Annotated in this window: 15 protein-coding genes and 2 tRNA genes; 4 read left to right on the top strand and 13 right to left on the bottom strand. The window is 38.0% G+C overall.

The window, feature by feature from the left end; all coding sequences use genetic code 11:
- Positions 1 to 84: 84 nt before the first annotated feature.
- Entirely contained in the window at positions 85 to 1,086 is a 1,002-nt protein-coding gene (locus ACO6FI_RS08350; protein WP_485456934.1) for a LacI family DNA-binding transcriptional regulator, read from the top strand.
- Positions 1,087 to 1,178: 92 nt separating this feature from the next.
- On the top strand, positions 1,179 to 2,591 hold the full coding sequence (gene uxaC, locus ACO6FI_RS08345) for a glucuronate isomerase (protein WP_485456933.1): 1,413 nt from the start codon (positions 1,179 to 1,181) through the stop codon (positions 2,589 to 2,591).
- A gap of 112 nt (positions 2,592 to 2,703) precedes the next feature.
- Here the strand turns inward: uxaC and ACO6FI_RS08340 are convergent.
- Together ACO6FI_RS08340 and ACO6FI_RS08335 are read right to left on the bottom strand one after the other, a co-directional pair.
- Positions 2,704 to 2,777: transfer RNA gene (locus ACO6FI_RS08340), tRNA-Met, on the bottom strand.
- Between the two features lie 31 nt (positions 2,778 to 2,808).
- Positions 2,809 to 2,881 (bottom strand) — tRNA-Val (locus ACO6FI_RS08335).
- A gap of 201 nt (positions 2,882 to 3,082) precedes the next feature.
- Between ACO6FI_RS08335 and ACO6FI_RS08330 the strand changes: the two genes are divergently transcribed.
- Positions 3,083 to 3,391, top strand: coding sequence for a type II toxin-antitoxin system RelB/DinJ family antitoxin (locus tag ACO6FI_RS08330; RefSeq protein WP_485456932.1), 309 nt, complete (start codon positions 3,083 to 3,085; stop codon positions 3,389 to 3,391).
- On the top strand, positions 3,388 to 3,720 hold the full coding sequence (locus ACO6FI_RS08325) for a type II toxin-antitoxin system RelE/ParE family toxin (protein ID WP_485456931.1): 333 nt from the start codon (positions 3,388 to 3,390) through the stop codon (positions 3,718 to 3,720). Before ACO6FI_RS08330 ends, ACO6FI_RS08325 begins: the two co-directional genes overlap by 4 nt.
- Positions 3,721 to 3,949: 229 nt before the next feature.
- On the opposite strand, the gene ACO6FI_RS08320 is transcribed toward ACO6FI_RS08325, so the two are convergent.
- The 11 genes from ACO6FI_RS08320 to ACO6FI_RS08270 form a co-directional block, all read right to left on the bottom strand.
- On the bottom strand, positions 3,950 to 4,969 hold the full coding sequence (locus tag ACO6FI_RS08320; RefSeq protein WP_485456930.1) for a glycosyltransferase family 2 protein: 1,020 nt from the start codon (positions 4,967 to 4,969) through the stop codon (positions 3,950 to 3,952).
- A 2-nt stretch (positions 4,970 to 4,971) separates the two neighbouring features.
- Entirely contained in the window at positions 4,972 to 5,751 is a 780-nt protein-coding gene (locus tag ACO6FI_RS08315) for a CPBP family intramembrane glutamic endopeptidase (RefSeq protein WP_485456929.1), read from the bottom strand.
- Positions 5,752 to 5,869: 118 nt separating this feature from the next.
- Positions 5,870 to 7,048 carry an ABC transporter permease gene (locus ACO6FI_RS08310; protein ID WP_485456928.1) on the bottom strand — a complete coding sequence of 393 codons (1,179 nt, stop codon included), beginning with the start codon at positions 7,046 to 7,048 and terminating at the stop codon, positions 5,870 to 5,872.
- A complete protein-coding gene (locus ACO6FI_RS08305) occupies positions 7,032 to 7,736 on the bottom strand; it encodes an ABC transporter ATP-binding protein (protein WP_485456927.1) in 705 nt (234 codons plus the stop codon). Before ACO6FI_RS08305 ends, ACO6FI_RS08310 begins: the two co-directional genes overlap by 17 nt.
- A complete protein-coding gene (locus ACO6FI_RS08300) occupies positions 7,736 to 9,499 on the bottom strand; it encodes an efflux RND transporter periplasmic adaptor subunit (RefSeq protein WP_485456926.1) in 1,764 nt (587 codons plus the stop codon). The genes ACO6FI_RS08305 and ACO6FI_RS08300 overlap by 1 nt, the downstream gene beginning before the upstream one ends.
- A gap of 10 nt (positions 9,500 to 9,509) precedes the next feature.
- Entirely contained in the window at positions 9,510 to 10,616 is a 1,107-nt protein-coding gene (locus tag ACO6FI_RS08295; RefSeq protein WP_485456925.1) for an S-layer homology domain-containing protein, read from the bottom strand.
- 274 nt (positions 10,617 to 10,890) lie between these two features.
- Positions 10,891 to 12,420 (bottom strand): 2,3-bisphosphoglycerate-independent phosphoglycerate mutase, encoded by a 1,530-nt coding sequence (gpmI, locus tag ACO6FI_RS08290; RefSeq protein ID WP_485456924.1) that lies wholly within the window; start codon positions 12,418 to 12,420, stop codon positions 10,891 to 10,893.
- Between the two features lie 169 nt (positions 12,421 to 12,589).
- Positions 12,590 to 13,420, bottom strand: a complete 831-nt coding sequence (locus tag ACO6FI_RS08285; protein WP_485456923.1) for a metal ABC transporter permease — start codon at positions 13,418 to 13,420, stop codon at positions 12,590 to 12,592.
- Positions 13,417 to 14,088, bottom strand: coding sequence for a metal ABC transporter ATP-binding protein (locus tag ACO6FI_RS08280; RefSeq protein ID WP_485456922.1), 672 nt, complete (start codon positions 14,086 to 14,088; stop codon positions 13,417 to 13,419). The genes ACO6FI_RS08285 and ACO6FI_RS08280 overlap by 4 nt, the downstream gene beginning before the upstream one ends.
- 11 nt (positions 14,089 to 14,099) lie before the next feature.
- Entirely contained in the window at positions 14,100 to 15,065 is a 966-nt protein-coding gene (locus ACO6FI_RS08275) for a metal ABC transporter substrate-binding protein (protein ID WP_485456921.1), read from the bottom strand.
- Positions 15,062 to 15,481 (bottom strand): Fur family transcriptional regulator, encoded by a 420-nt coding sequence (locus ACO6FI_RS08270; protein ID WP_485456920.1) that lies wholly within the window; start codon positions 15,479 to 15,481, stop codon positions 15,062 to 15,064. Before ACO6FI_RS08270 ends, ACO6FI_RS08275 begins: the two co-directional genes overlap by 4 nt.
- Between the last annotated feature and the right edge of the window lie 168 nt (positions 15,482 to 15,649).

The raw sequence follows: 15,649 nt of genomic DNA, 5'->3' as shown, positions 1-15,649 counted from the left end.
GCTTGTCAAGACACAGATATGCTTGTATAGTAAAAGTTATGAATTTATACTTTTACAGACTTTACTGTACGGTCTTGGAGGATTATGAATATATATGATATTGCAAACAGGGCAAATGTCTCTATAGCCACGGTTTCAAGAGTCATCAACAACAGCCCTAAGGTAAGTGAGAAAACAAGAAAAAAGGTTTTGGATATAGTGGATGAGCTGGGTTTTACTCCTAATGTATTTGCAAGAGGGCTTGGGCTTAATACTATGAAGACCATAGGTATACTTTGCTCTGACCCTTCAGATATCTATGTAGCCGGAGCATTGTCCTGCTTTGAAAAAATGCTTCGTAAAAACGGATACGACTCACTTTTATGTTGCAGCGGCTATGATACAAAGAATCTGAAAAAATATATGGATATACTTATCTCAAAAAGTGTGGATGCCGTCATTATGATAGGCTCAAAATATATATCTTCAAGAGATAATAAAAATCTTATAAAAAACACTGCAAAATCCCTACCCATACTTTTGATAAACGGCTCTTTAACCGGTGAGAACATATATTGCTCATACTATGACGACTTTAACGCCACAAAAAAATGTGCAAATATGTTATACAAAGCCGGAAAAAGAAAACTGCTTTTTCTTTACAACTCCACATCACAGTCCGCCAAAAGAAAACTTGACGGATTTATGAATGGATGTAAAGAGTACGAACATTCAGGTGCCGTTTTTTCCTCTCTTTTATGTATGGAAAACGATATAGACAGTATATTGTCGGCACTTTTTAAATTCGGTGAGGAGAATTTTATACCAGACGGTATAATTGCAAGTGATGATTTTTTAGCAATGATTGCTCTGAAGTTTGCAAAGCAAAATAATATTTCGGTACCTGAAGACTTATCTATAATCGGATATAATAATTCGATTTTTTCCAAATTCTCATCCCCTGAACTTACCACTGTAGACTCAAGGCTCTTTGACCTTTGCAGTCACAGTGTAAACACTCTTTTAGAAGTATTTGACGGGCAAACGCCTGAAAATATCAGAGTATTTGAACCTGTGATTATTGAAAGAGATACTTTTAAGGCTTAGAACCTTTATAAGCAGACTTATTGATATATGGCTACTGTATGTAGTTATTTATAAATTTTACTTTATGCAGCCGTTTGGCTAAGGAGGTTAACATGAACAATTTTATGGATCAGGATTTTTTACTTGATACAAAAACAGCAAAACACCTTTATCACGACTATGCAGGGAAGATGCCGATAGTCGACTATCACTGTCATATCAATCCGCAGGAAATATATGAAGACAAAAAATTTGACAATATCACACAGGTTTGGCTTGGAGGTGACCACTACAAATGGCGTCAGATCAGATCAAACGGTGTGCCTGAAAAGCTTATAACAGGAAATGAATCCACAGACAGAGAGAAGTTTGACGCATGGGCCGCCACTATGCCTAAGCTTATAGGTAATCCTCTCTACAGCTGGTCACATCTTGAGCTTCAAAAATACTTCGGCTACACAGGTCATCTATGCCCTGAGACCGCAGATGAGGTTTGGAACCTTACAAAGGAAAAGCTCTCAAGTGATGAACTCAGTGTAAGAAATATCATAAGAAATTCAAATGTAAAAGTTATCTGTACAACAGACGACCCTATAGACTCTCTTGAGTGGCATATAAAGCTTAGAGAGGTAGCCGATTTAGGATTCAGTGTACTTCCTGCCTGGAGACCTGATAAGGCAACAAATATTGAAAAGACAGACTACAATGAGTATATTCAAAAGCTTTCAAGTGTCAGCGGCGTATCTGTAAAAGACTTTGAAAGTCTGAAGCTTGCTCTTAAAAACAGACTTGATTTCTTCAACGAAAACGGATGCTCGGTTTCTGACCACGGTGTTGACTTCGTATATTACTACCCGGCTGATGACGCCGCCATTGATGCAATAATGAAAAAGAAACTTGCAGGTGATGATATAAGTCTTACAGAACAGTATCAGTATAAGACCGCTCTTCTTCTTTTCCTCGGCAGAGAGTACCACAGGCTTAACTGGGTAATGCAGCTGCACTTCGGTTGTAAGAGAAACAACAATACCGCAATGTTTGACAAGCTGGGTCCTGATACAGGCTTTGATTCTATCAGCGGATATGCCCCGGCAGATCAGCTTGCAAACTTTTTGGACGCTCTCACTTTAACAGATGAGCTTCCGAAGGTAATCCTTTACTCTCTGAATCCTAATGATGATGCCGCTATCGGTACAATCATAGGATGTTTCCAGGACTCAAGCACTATAGGCAAGGTTCAACAGGGTTCGGCTTGGTGGTTCAACGATCACTATGAGGGAATGAGAGCTCAGATGAAATCACTTGCGGCTCTCGGATGTTTCGGTAACTTCAACGGTATGCTTACAGACTCCCGTTCATTCCTCTCATATACCAGACATGATTATTTCAGAAGAATACTTTGTCAGCTTATAGGTGAGTGGGTAGAGAGCGGACAATATCCTAATGATGACAAGGCACTTAAGGAACTTGTAGAAAATATCTCATTTAACAATGCAGTAAGATACTTCGGTTTTGAGATAAAGTAATTTTAAAAAATAAGCCGGCTTATAATCTGATATTATAGGTCGGCTTTTTCACAATATTAAAATTTGCAATAAAAAAGACCCCGACAAATAGGTCGGGACAAAATGGAAAAAATAGCGATGGGGAGATTCGAACTCTCGACACTACGGGTATGAACCGTATGCTCTAGCCAACTGAGCTACATCGCCATATATTAAATTCATGCTTTACATGAAAAAGTGGGACCTACAGGGCTCGAACCTGTGACCCTCTGCTTGTAAGGCAGATGCTCTCCCAGCTGAGCTAAGATCCCGTCGCGTTTAACGCTCTGTAAGTATATAAAAAATCCCAATATATGTCAAGCATTATTTTAAACTTTTTAAAGTTTTTTTACCCTATTTTTTTAAGGTATATTATACTTTAGCACCTTTACAAAAATATTGTATTGCTATTGTACGCACATTATTTTATAATAAATATAAACTTAAACTACTCGTGAAAGGAGATATTCTATATGGGTACAAAATCAGCAAATTTATATGCAAGGATTGAACCGAATGTTAAAGAAGAAGCAGAAGCCATTCTTTCTACACTCGGCATTCCGGCTTCCGGTGCAATCAATATGTTTTATAAGCAGATTATCTTACATAAAGGACTACCTTTTGAATTAAAAATCCCGACTTCAATGCCCGTTGATATAAACACATTATCAGAGGAGGAATTTAATAATGAATTGGAAAAGGGATATGCGGATATGCAAGCCGGACGAACGAAAAATGTGAATACTGTCTTTGCCGACATTCGCAAAGATTATGGACTATGATATATGAAATAAAATTATCTGAACAGGCTGACAAAGATTTGAGAGAAATCTTTGAGTATATTGCTTTTGATTTACAATCTCCCGAGAATGCAAGCGGACAGCTTGACCGTTTGGAAGAACATATATTAAAACTTCATACTTTGCCTGAACGTTATCCAAAGTATGAAAAAGATCCATGGAAAAGCCGTGAACTTCTAGTATTACCGGTTGATAATTATCTTATATTTTATATTCCAAATAGCTATAAAAAAATTGTAACAGTTATTAGAGTAATGTATTCCGGAAGGGATATTGACGCTCAATTAAATATGCACACACTCCACCACTGATTTGCTTATTTATGTTAAATCCTAATAATATAGAATTCAAAGGAAAAGTTTTGAAACATAATCTAAACTATCAGTTTATGAGAATATTACAAAAAATATCCTGACAAAACCACAAAGCAAAAATGCCTTGTATTTGTCAGGATATTTTCATTTTTTAAGTTTCATTAACATTTTCTCTTCAGCGTTTTTTCTACACCCTTAAAACACAGCTGCAACTACATCTGAACGATTAGTTAAATCCGTAAAGTTTATTGGCTATTCTATATCCTACTACTGCAATACTTCTTCCGACCTTGCCCGGAAGATTCATAGCCTGACCCAGTGCACCTCTCCTTATTCTTCTGTAAAGTCTAGGATTACGGTCTCTAAGGTAGTCCCACAGCTCATCCTTCTTTTTCAGATTCTCCTCGTCTTTTGACAAAATGGCAAGTATTGAAGATATTACCATCATTATCTCAAGATAGCTTATAAGATACTTTCTAAGCTTCTTATTGACAACATCATACGGATTGAAGGCGTCAAGCATAAGCTTGGTCACTCTTATCTGCTGGTCTATCCTGCCGATCATAACCTGCTCGTTTACAGACTGGTCTTCTCTTCCTATATAATATCTGTAAAGATTAACATCCATGTAATAGATATCCTTCACCGCCTTTAAAGGCTGATATACAAAGATATTGTCAACATAGAATGTATGCTTCGGCAAATCAAGCCCATTCTCAATCAAAAGCTCTCTTCTATATATTACAGAGTGCATCAGAATATACTGTCCTGTATGGAAAGGCTTTATATCCTCCCATTCAAACTTCTTATTCACAGGTAAATTCCTCTTGTAAGTCATTACCTTTTTCTTCTTTACTCCCACCTTGTCATACACAAAGTTACAAAGCAGCATATCAATATTTTCTTTGTCTCTGATGAACTCTTTTAACTTGTTGAGTACTTCTAAAAAAGACTTCTTATCCAGATAGTCATCAGAATCCACCACCTTGAAAAACTCACCTGTAGCGGCTCTTAATCCAAACATTACAGCGTCACCATGCCCGCCGTTTTCTTTATGTATTGCCTTACAGACAGTAGGATATTTTTTCTCATATTCATCCGCTATCTGTGCAGTATTATCCTTATTAGAACCGTCATTTACTATCAATATCTCAACATCTTCCTTACCCGCAAGCAGGGAATCGATACATTTTCTCATATATGCCGCAGAATTAAAGCATGGCACCGCTATACTCAAAATCTTCATTACTATACCTTTCTTTTTACAAAATATATAATTCCCATAGCTGCAAATATCAAACTGACAATTATGATTATTGCTAATATAACATGACTGTCACTGTTTTCTGTCAGCTTACCTAATATAATTACAAATGTATTTGCACTGAAATGTATGGAAATAGGTATTAAAATACTCTTAGTTTTATTATAGGTATAAGATAAGCAAAATCCCAATAGAGTTGCATAAATACCCTGAACTAAATTTCCATGAAAGAGTCCGAATACTATAGACGATATCAAAAGTGCGGATATGAAATTATATTGAAACTTTATTCTGTTAAAGACAAGTCCCCTGAATATAAGCTCCTCAGCTATCGGTATTATTACACCTGCACAAAGTATTGTGACAAAAACAGGACCTGCATTAAAAATCTTACTGACTTCTGTAAAACTGTTATCAAGGCCGGAAACATTTGTAATACTGACAATAATATTAAGCACAACCGCAATTCCCGCCCCTCCTAAAACAGCCATTACAAAATCCAATGCTTTAATATTTTCCCGTCTTTCAATCCTGCCCTTATTATAATCCAAATTAAAAAATAAGATCATAAATACAGATGCCAAAACCGCACTTACAGCTATAATCGGCAATGCATTTTTCGTAAAGATTTCAGTCATGCTTCTTTGACTTACTCCGGCAGCAACGACAAAAACCGCCATTACCATTGCCAATACAACCTGTATAAATGTATAAATAAGTATCGGATATAAAGATATCCATAATGTATAAAAAAATTTCTTCATTTCACTATTATAACCCATCTCATCTAATAAGCCAATAAAATTTGTATTAAAATTAATTTGACAACAGCTTTTCAACTCACAAAAAAGCCGGAACGTCATAACCGTCCCGACTGTTACTTTATTCACTTCTGAGTGCATCTATAGGGTTAAGACTTGCAGCTCTCATAGCCGGCATATAGCCGAATATAAGACCTATAGCTACGGATACACTGAAAGAAATAATTACAGCATTAAAGTTTGCAGGTGAACTCATTCCCATAATATTGCCGATAGTAGGACTGACAATGCAGCCCACTACGATTCCGATTGAACCGCCAATGGTACTGGTAACCAATGCCTCTATAACAAATTGTTGAAGTATAACACCCCTTCTTGCACCAAGTGCTTTTCTTATACCGATTTCTCTGGTTCTCTCAGTTACCGATACCAGCATAATATTCATAACGCCGACACCTGCAACAAGCAGTGATATACCTGCTATAGCTCCTATAATGGTACTCATAAGTGCCATCTGTACATTTATCTCACTAAGCATCTGACTCATAGACTGCACAAAAAAAGTATCTTTCTGAGTATAAATAGTCTTTAAAAACTCATTCAAAAGCTTTACGGCCTTATCACTTATATTGGTATTTACTGTAGCAAATATATAATTATCAGGTACTGAAGTACCGTTTAACTGCCCCGCTGTAGAGTACGGCATAAATGCAAAATCATCATTTCCTCTTGCAGATAACTGTTTTTTATCCTGTCTCTCTACCACACCTACAACAGTAAAGGCGGAGCCGTTTATCTTTATAATCTGCCCCATAGCTTCCTTTGGCGAACCGAAAAGCTTTAAGGCTACATAGTAACCTATAACAACCACCTTTTGTCTGGATATCATATCTGAATATGATAAAAATCTACCCTTTTCAAGCTTATAATTTTTTAACTTACCATAATACTCGCTTACACCACTTACTGTGGTGGTTGTAGACTTTGTAGTGCCCACCTTTACAGTACCGCTTACGTTTACCTGTGGTGTCATCTCAGAAAAAACATCTCTATTCTCATTGAAAAAATCATACATCTGGTCAACACTAGCATGTCTTGCAGGCATATTTACCAAACTGACAGTTATAGTATTGGCACCCATTTCCATAAAAGATTTTACCATATTGTTCAGATATCCCATCATTACACTTACCAGTATAACAACTGCGGATACACCGATAATAAGACCAAGCATGGTAAGGAATGATCTCATCTTATTAGCAATAATACTTTTTATTGCAAGTTTAAATGATTGCAGCATAATCTTCACTACTTCCATCAAAATTTATTTTGCCGTCTGCTATTCGAATGACTCTCTTTGCCTCAACAGCGATTGAATTATCATGTGTAATCATAATAACTGTATTTCCATCTTCATGAATCTTCTTAAAAAAGTCAAGTACCTGACGGCTTGTCTTTGAATCAAGGGCTCCTGTAGGCTCATCTGCAAGTATAAGAGAAGGATTGGCGGCAAGAGCTCTTGCAATACTCACTCTTTGCTGCTGTCCTCCTGAAAGCTGCTTCGGCATCTGCTTTGCCTTCTCTGCCAAATCGACCTTTTCAAGTGCCTCCAAAGCTCTTTTTTCTCTCTCATGTGTCGGTACATGTGCATACAAAAGCGGCAATTCCACATTCTCAAGTATATTCATTCTGGGCAGAAGATTGTACTGCTGGAAAACAAATCCAATCATCTTATTACGAATATCTGCAAGCTGATTGTCACTCAGTTTGCCTACATTTTTGCCACCCAGAAGATAAGTTCCGGAAGTCGGTACATCAAGAGCTCCAATGATATTCATAAGTGTAGACTTTCCTGAACCCGACTTTCCGACAATGGCCACAAACTCTCCCTTATCAATATCCAATGTAATACCGTCATTTGCATAGACTGTCTCATCACCCATCTTGTATTCTTTTCGAATATCAATCATTTGGATAAGTTTTTCCATTACTGACCTCCGGCTCCGCCTGCATCGGCACCACCTGCATCAGCTCCGCCTGCACCTGCTCCGCCTTCGCCGGCTCCTTCTCCGCCTGCATCCATTCCGCCGCCGTTATCTGCCGGCATTCCGTCCGCACCGGTTTCACCTACACTCATATTTGCAGTCTCATCTATATAGACCTCATCTCCTTCATTCAATCCTGAAGTGATCTGCACATAGTCGGAATTGATAACACCTGTAGTTACAGTAACTTCCTTAAAGCCTGCAGGAACCAGTCCGTCTCCGCTTGAATTTGCATTTGTTGAATCTTTATTTGCTTTTGAATCAGCCGTCTTTGTCTCTGTAGCGGAATTGTCCTTTACATATACTTTATTTCCTCTCATCAACGCATTGGACGGTATAGTAAGTGCATCCTTTGCAGACTCCAATGTAATATATCCGTCTACATTCATTCCCGGAAGTAAGTCATATGTTTCATCAAGTTTTACAGTAACCGGATAAGTAGACACACCATTTTGACTTGTACTCTCAAGACTTACATTAGTCACTGTACCTGAGTACTCCTTATCAGGAAAAGCATCCGACTTTATCCTTACTTTCTGACCGTTTTGAACCTTTGAGATATCTTTCTCATCCACACTCATTTTAAAGGTATATGAACTCATATCATAGATAACCGCCATAGTAACCGCCTTATTGTCACTGCCTGAACCGACCTTATCTCCTACCTTATAATTTTTGCTGATTACCTTTCCTGCTATAGGTGACTTGATAGTATATTCGTCCGAATTTTTTTTAGCTGTATCTACACCCTTTTTGGCTGTATCTACATCACCCTGTGCAGTATCAAGAGCATCCTTGTAAGTCTTTAGGAGTTTATCGGTACTTTCCGATGTCATCTTGAATATAGGAGTTCCCACATCCACATAGTCACCTACATTTACCAGTACACTTTCTATATCCACACCCGCAGCCAAATCGGCACTCATATCTACATTTGTAGAGGCTTCAAAAGTACCGTCACCTGTAGAAGTGATATCTCCGACTGTAGCATTGGCTGTAGTCTTATCTGTCAGTCCGCCCGGATTGTTTACTTCAAATGTGACATTGCGGACAAGTCGGCCTCCGTCCAAGGTTTGATCCATACTTGATACAGATACAACTTTGCCCTCTACCTGCTCTCCGGTATCGGCGATAGTCAATGTACCGGACATTCCCGGTGTTATATTGACAGCATCCGAACTTAGGAAAGGAATACGAATATTCATGACATTATCATTATATATAGTGGCCAGCTTCGTGCCTCCGCTTATCTTATCTCCGGTTTGAATACTAAGTTCTTTTATATATCCCTTTCTGGTGGAGCGATATAGATTCCCCGCAAATTCGGCCTTCGCCTTTGCATACTCCTTACTTGCCGAGGCATAACCCGAATTAGCCTTATTTAAAGAATTATTTGAAGAATTTATATCAGATACAATACTTGACTTATCTATCTGATACAACACCTGATCCTTACTTACCATATCTCCGATATTAAAATCAGCTGAAACAATCTCTCCCGATACAAGTGCCGTGATATTGTAAGTATCCTTTGGAGTAATGGTTCCTGATGATGAAATCTCGGAAGATATATCCTGCTTTGTAGCCACAGCTGTAGGTACAAATGTACTCATATCCACCTTTGAAGCATTCCTTGATTTCATAAAGAAAAATACACCTACTCCGGCCAGCACAAGTGCAGGTATAACTATAAATCTTTTCTTCATCTTTCCCCCACTAATCCTCTATATAATCAACTACCGAATATGTTGAAGTACCGTCTTCAGCATTGTTTATATCAACTACCAGTGTAACATCATCATTTACTTTGATGCTTCCATATATGGAGAATGCAAACTGCATATCACTGTTTGTAATTTGATATGTCTCCCCGTTTACTGTAACTGATGTAGGTGTAAGTGTAGATGTTGACTCATAATAAATACTTTCTACAGTACCATGTACAGCCTTCTTGCCGTTAGTGGCATCTGTATTCTCATCATATGCCCAAACAGTCTTTGCCGCCGCCGAATAGTATATTACAAGTCCAACCTCGGATGATACCATAAGACTCTTAAAGTAATCCGCACCGACACTTCTTCCGTCTACAAATAAGTTTGCATCCTTGTAATCAAACGGCAGTGCCTTAGCCAACTGATTTACCGATTTTACAACCTTTGGTCCCTTTAATGAATTGTCGGCAAGCTTTAACGGATTTACTTCTTTATCTTTGTTTATTTCACCGTTAAAAACTGTCACTACATATGCACCGCCATCTTTCATATTGGTCTTAAGCATATTGTAGAAAAGGTTTATACAATCTCTTACCGTAAGATTTGAATTGGCAGTCAGTGATGTAAGGTTTTCATTCAGTTCAAGAAAGCCGTACTTTGACATTCTCTTATTATTGGCATCCCCTGCAAAGTCGCTTGCCTGATATCCAAGTAATGTAAGTACTCCTCTTACAGCATCATTCAGTGTAACGTTATCATTCGGTTTGAAGTTTCCGCCCAGATAACCTGTCATATAACCCTGTTCTACCGCCATCTTTATTGCAGCGGCATTCTCATTGTCTTTCGGAACATCATTGAATACTGATGTATTGCTGCTTTTTGTAAGTACAGAGCGATATTGTGAAGCCTGTACGAGCATCTTTGCAAACTCACCTCTGGTTACAAATCTATCTATATTTCCACTTACAAAGGTGATTCCTGTAAGACCTATTACTTTTTTTCTTAAGTCAAAGTTTGAGCTCTGTGCAAATACATGACTTGCCCCTACGCTCTCAAAAGCTAATATGGAAGCCATTCCCAAAGCCCCTATTTTTATTATATTACCTCTCATATAACCTCCGTCATTTTACAGTAAATTACTTGATATTATATCGCAAATTTACCTCTAAACAAGAATAATCACAAAATATTTATAATTTATTTTACTTTTTGTCAGGTGATAAATTATATTAACTGTACCAACACATATAATACACCAACTATTTATAATGTCAAGTAATATCATATGAATAATAAGTACATATTGATTAACTTTTGTTTAAAATATCGGCAATAAAAAACGCCCGGGTGTATTACCTTCGAGCGTTTTATCATATCATTATATTTTATTTCTCAACCAAAAGGCTCTTTCCTGTCATAACCTCAGGCTTCTTCATTCCCATAAGCTCTATAAGTGTAGGAACTATATCACAAAGTCTTCCTCCCTCTGCAAGCTTATACTTAGGATCTGCATTCACAAGTATGAAAGGTACAGGGTTTGTAGTATGTGCTGTATAAGGCTCACCTGTTTTTTCATCAACTAATGTCTCACAGTTTCCGTGGTCGGCACAGATAAACATTATACCGTTCACTTCCTTGATGGCTTCAACAGCCTTTCCGACACACTCATCCACTACCTCTACCGCCTTTATGGCTGCAGCTTCCACTGCCGTATGTCCTACCATATCAGGGTTTGCAAAGTTGATGATTATAACATCATATTTACCGCCCTTTATAGCTTTAACAAGATTATCACAAACTTCATAAGCACTCATCTGAGGCTTAAGGTCATAAGTTGCCACATCCTTAGGAGAGTTTACAAGGATTCTGTCCTCACCCTCATTCGGCTCTTCCTTACCGCCGTTAAAGAAGAAAGTAACATGTGCATACTTTTCAGTCTCTGCAAGCCTTAGCTGCTTTAAATGATGTGCCGCCAAAAACTCACCGAATGTATCCTTTATCTCTTCTTTTTCAAATGCAACTATCTTATCTGTGATAGTGTCATCATAATCCGTGAAGCAAACAAATGTTGTATGAAGTCTTTGTCCTCTGTCAAAACCGTTAAAGTCGTCTACACAGAACACTCTTGTCATCTCTCTTGCTCTGTCAGGTCTGAAGTTGAAGAATATTACAGAATCATTGTTCTGTATTCTCTTTGTTCCTTCTACTGCAAAAGGTACTACGAACTCATCGTTCTTGTCATCATCATATGACTCCTGTATACCTTCTGTGGCACTTACCTTTTCATTGCCGCCCTTTGTCATTATATTGTAAGCCGCTTCAACTCTGTCCCAACGGTTGTCTCTGTCCATTGCATAGAAACGACCCATCACAGATGCAACCTTACCTACACCTATCTTTTTCATCTGTTCTTCAAGCTTGGCTACAAACTCCTCACCTGATGTAGGAGGTGTATCTCTACCGTCAAGGAATGCATGTACATAAACTTCCTTTATGTCGTTTCTCTTTGCAAGCTCCAAAAGTCCGTAGATATGAGTGTTATAGCTGTGAACACCGCCGCTTGAAACAAGTCCCATAAGGTGAAGTGCACTGTTGTTTTTCTTTACATTCTCTACAGCAGCCAAAAGTCCCTTATTCTTATAGAAATCTCCATCCTCTATTGCTTTGGATATTCTGGTCAACTCCTGATATATAATCCTTCCGGCACCCATATTCATATGACCTACTTCCGAATTGCCCATCTGTCCGTCAGGAAGACCTACATAAAGTCCGCTTGCCTGACCTTCTACAAAAGGATATTCCTTCTCGATTCTATCAAGATTCGGAGTCTTCGCCTCGAACACGGCATTGTGATCATGTCCTTTTCTTATACCCAAACCATCCATTATACATAGTACTATCGGTCTCTTATCCATATATACCTCTTTTTCTATCAAATGCTATCTTAAGCAACCGAAAATAACTGCGGTTGTTTGTTATTTCTAAACTCGACTTTGATTTTACATTAATTCAAAAGTATTATCAAGATAAAAAAATAACAAAGAATATAAAATATAAGCATAAATACAGGGTAGTCTGTACTAACTACCCCTTCACTCTGCCTATTATATAAAATGCAAAGAATACCAATATATCAATACATACAATAGTTGCACCTACAGGTGAACCTGCAAGTATTGAAATAAAAAGTCCGAGACTTGTACATACCACCGAAAATATTGCCGATGATACTGTTACGGATAAAAAGCTTTTGAACACACACATAGAAGCAAGTGCAGGGAATACTACAAGTGCGGATATAAGCAATGATCCCACCAGATTCATTGCAAGTACAACAATTACCGCAATGACAATCGCTATCAAAAGATTGTATTTTCTTGTATTGATACCTGTTGCAACAGCAAAATTTTCATCAAACGTTACTGCAAATATTTTATTGTAAAACAGTATAAATATAGCTATCACAACTACCGAAAGTATAATACAAAGCATTACCTTTTCCTTGGTCAATGTAAGTATTGAGGTGGAACCGAAAAGAGTGGTACATACATCTCCTGCCAGATTTGCTCCGCTTGAGAATACATTCATCGCCAAATAGCCGAAGGCCAACGCTCCTACCGACATCATAGCTATAGAGGCGTCACCTTTTATCTTGCCGCCTGTACCGCCCTTCAAAAGGATAATTGCGGCAATAATTGTTACCGGCAGTACGAGTATCATATTGTCGGTAAGATTAAACACTGTAGCCACAGATACCGCACCGAAAGCTACATGAGAAAGTCCGTCTCCTATAAATGAAAATCTCTTCAAAACCAGGATAACTCCAAGAAGTGAAGAGCAAAGTGCTATAAGTATTCCTACAATTATCGCATAGCGTACAAAAGGATAACTAAAATATAAGCTGATTTCTTTCATTGTATTCCCACACTCCTTTTATACTCGGCTGTATCTCCAAAAAATATCTGCTTTCCGATATATAACACATTTGTTGCATACTCAAGTGCCTCGTCCACATCATGTGATATCATGACTACGGTCATTCCGTCTTTGTTAAGCCCGTTGATAATATCATACATATTTTGACTTGCATGCGGGTCAAGACCGGTCACAGGCTCATCAAGTATCATGAGCCTCTGACCTGCCATCAATGCTCTGGCTAAAAGAACTCTTTGCTGCTGACCGCCGGAGAGTTCACTGAAGCTTCTTTTCATAAGATTAAGAAGTCCCAGCCCTTCTATCCTTTGCCTTGCGGCCATCCTTTCTTTTTTATTATAAAATGGTCTAATCCCCACTTTTGACTGACATCCCGAGATTACTATTTCAAAGACAGATGCCGGAAAATCCTTCATAAGCTGCTGTTGCTGTGAAAGGTATCCTATTTCTGTCGGCACAAGATTCTCATTATATATAACCTCTCCGGATATAGGCTTTATAAGTTTTAAAAGCGTCTTTATCAATGTAGACTTTCCCACACCGTTCTCCCCTATAATGCATAGATAATCTCCGTCTTTTATCTCAAAGTTCAGATTCTCTACTATAGCCTTTCCGTCATATCCAAGTGACAGATTTTCACATTTTATCATAAATCTCCAGTCTATAATGCCTCTTTGAGTACTTCCAAATTCTTTTTCATTATATCGAGGTAGTCGGCATTATCACTACTCTTTGTTGACTGCATAGAGTCAAGTACTAAAACCTTTGCATTCTTATCCTTTGTGTTTTCCACTATTGTCTTTGCAAGGTCACCTTTTGAACCGTCAATTATAAATATCTTTGTAAGCTTTAACTCATCCATCTTGTTTGCCAAGAATTTGACTGTTTCAAATGACGCCTCACTGTTTGCATCACATCCTTTAAATGCGGCATAATACTTTATTCCATACTCATTTACAAGATATCTGAACGGGAATCTGTCTCCCACAAGGATTGTCTTATCCTGAACATTTGAAAGGGCATCCTGATACTCTTTGTCAAGCGCATCAAGCTTTGCAATATAATCATTTGCATTCTTTTCATAGCTGCTCTTATTATCAGGATCTATCTCCGACAACTTGGCTTCTATAGCCCCCACTATAGTCTTGGCATTTGCCAATGAAAGCCAAACGTGCTCATCGATAGCGCACTCTTCACCCTCTTCTTCACCTTGTTCCTCTTGCATACCCTCTACAAGTTCTTCTTCTAATGCAGCTTTACCGATACTGTCTACCATACTGATATATTTTAGATTAGGATTTTCCTTCACAATATCCTCAGCCCATCCGTCAGACTCTCCGCCTACATATACGAACAGGTCGCTGTCTGTGATTTTTGCAATATCCTGTGCAGATGCCTGATAACTGTGTAAATCCACTCCCTTATCTATAAGGAAGGTAATATCCACATTCTTATTATCTCCTACCACCTGCTTTACCCAGTCATATGCCGGAAAGATAGTGGTAACAATGCTGATTTTCTTACCTTCTTTTCCCGCACTTGCAGCCGTATCCTCTTTTTTTGCACAGCCGAGAAGTGTCATCATGACCATAAGGATACCAAGTCCTATTCCAATAAACCTTTTCATAGATTACCCTCTTTTCTACATTCATTACAAGTTCCATAAAAAACTGTTCTGGTGTGGTCTATATCAAAGCCGTGTTCCTCTCTCAGATGGTCTCCAATTAGGGACAATTCAGTACACTCCAAGTGAATGAGTTTACCGCATTTCTCACATTTACAGTGAAAGCAAACCGGATGCAAGTCCTCATCTTCAATATACTCAAAGCACGCACTGTCTCCCGCATCAAGCATATATTTATGTACAGATCCGTCACTTACCATTCTTTCCAAATGTCTGTAAACAGTGGCTTTCCCGATATTCTTTCCCTGCTCTTTGAAAAAAAGAATAATATCATTCACGGTGACATGCTTGTTCGCATTTTCCTTCAGGAAATCCTCTATTTCCAACAATTGTTTGGTTTTATACTGAGCCTTTGTCAAATCACACCTCCAACATTGCTACCCTACTCGGATAGTCTAATTTGAAACTCGTTATCATATTACAACTTTTTTTATCATTTTTCAAGTAAATTTGATAACAAGTTTTATATTTATATAAGCCGTATATGATAAAGTCCTAATATACCCCAAACGAAAATGTCCTGTTTA

The organism is Lachnoanaerobaculum sp. (assembly GCF_057250505.1).
Note: the sequence above shows the minus strand (reverse complement) of the source record. Positions and strands in the feature narration are given on the sequence as shown.

What these genes read in the sequence shown, in the direction of transcription:
- ACO6FI_RS08350 (WP_485456934.1), top strand. Translation starts at nt 85, where the DNA reads ATGAATATATATGATATTGCAAACAGGGCAAATGTCTCTATAGCCACG.
- uxaC (WP_485456933.1), top strand. Translation starts at nt 1,179, where the DNA reads ATGAACAATTTTATGGATCAGGATTTTTTACTTGATACAAAAACAGCA.
- ACO6FI_RS08330 (WP_485456932.1), top strand. Translation starts at nt 3,083, where the DNA reads ATGGGTACAAAATCAGCAAATTTATATGCAAGGATTGAACCGAATGTT.
- ACO6FI_RS08325 (WP_485456931.1), top strand. Translation starts at nt 3,388, where the DNA reads ATGATATATGAAATAAAATTATCTGAACAGGCTGACAAAGATTTGAGA.
- ACO6FI_RS08320 (WP_485456930.1), bottom strand. Translation starts at nt 4,969, where the DNA reads ATGAAGATTTTGAGTATAGCGGTGCCATGCTTTAATTCTGCGGCATAT.
- ACO6FI_RS08315 (WP_485456929.1), bottom strand. Translation starts at nt 5,751, where the DNA reads ATGAAGAAATTTTTTTATACATTATGGATATCTTTATATCCGATACTT.
- ACO6FI_RS08310 (WP_485456928.1), bottom strand. Translation starts at nt 7,048, where the DNA reads ATGCTGCAATCATTTAAACTTGCAATAAAAAGTATTATTGCTAATAAG.
- ACO6FI_RS08305 (WP_485456927.1), bottom strand. Translation starts at nt 7,736, where the DNA reads ATGGAAAAACTTATCCAAATGATTGATATTCGAAAAGAATACAAGATG.
- ACO6FI_RS08300 (WP_485456926.1), bottom strand. Translation starts at nt 9,499, where the DNA reads ATGAAGAAAAGATTTATAGTTATACCTGCACTTGTGCTGGCCGGAGTA.
- ACO6FI_RS08295 (WP_485456925.1), bottom strand. Translation starts at nt 10,616, where the DNA reads ATGAGAGGTAATATAATAAAAATAGGGGCTTTGGGAATGGCTTCCATA.
- gpmI (WP_485456924.1), bottom strand. Translation starts at nt 12,420, where the DNA reads ATGGATAAGAGACCGATAGTACTATGTATAATGGATGGTTTGGGTATA.
- ACO6FI_RS08285 (WP_485456923.1), bottom strand. Translation starts at nt 13,420, where the DNA reads ATGAAAGAAATCAGCTTATATTTTAGTTATCCTTTTGTACGCTATGCG.
- ACO6FI_RS08280 (WP_485456922.1), bottom strand. Translation starts at nt 14,088, where the DNA reads ATGATAAAATGTGAAAATCTGTCACTTGGATATGACGGAAAGGCTATA.
- ACO6FI_RS08275 (WP_485456921.1), bottom strand. Translation starts at nt 15,065, where the DNA reads ATGAAAAGGTTTATTGGAATAGGACTTGGTATCCTTATGGTCATGATG.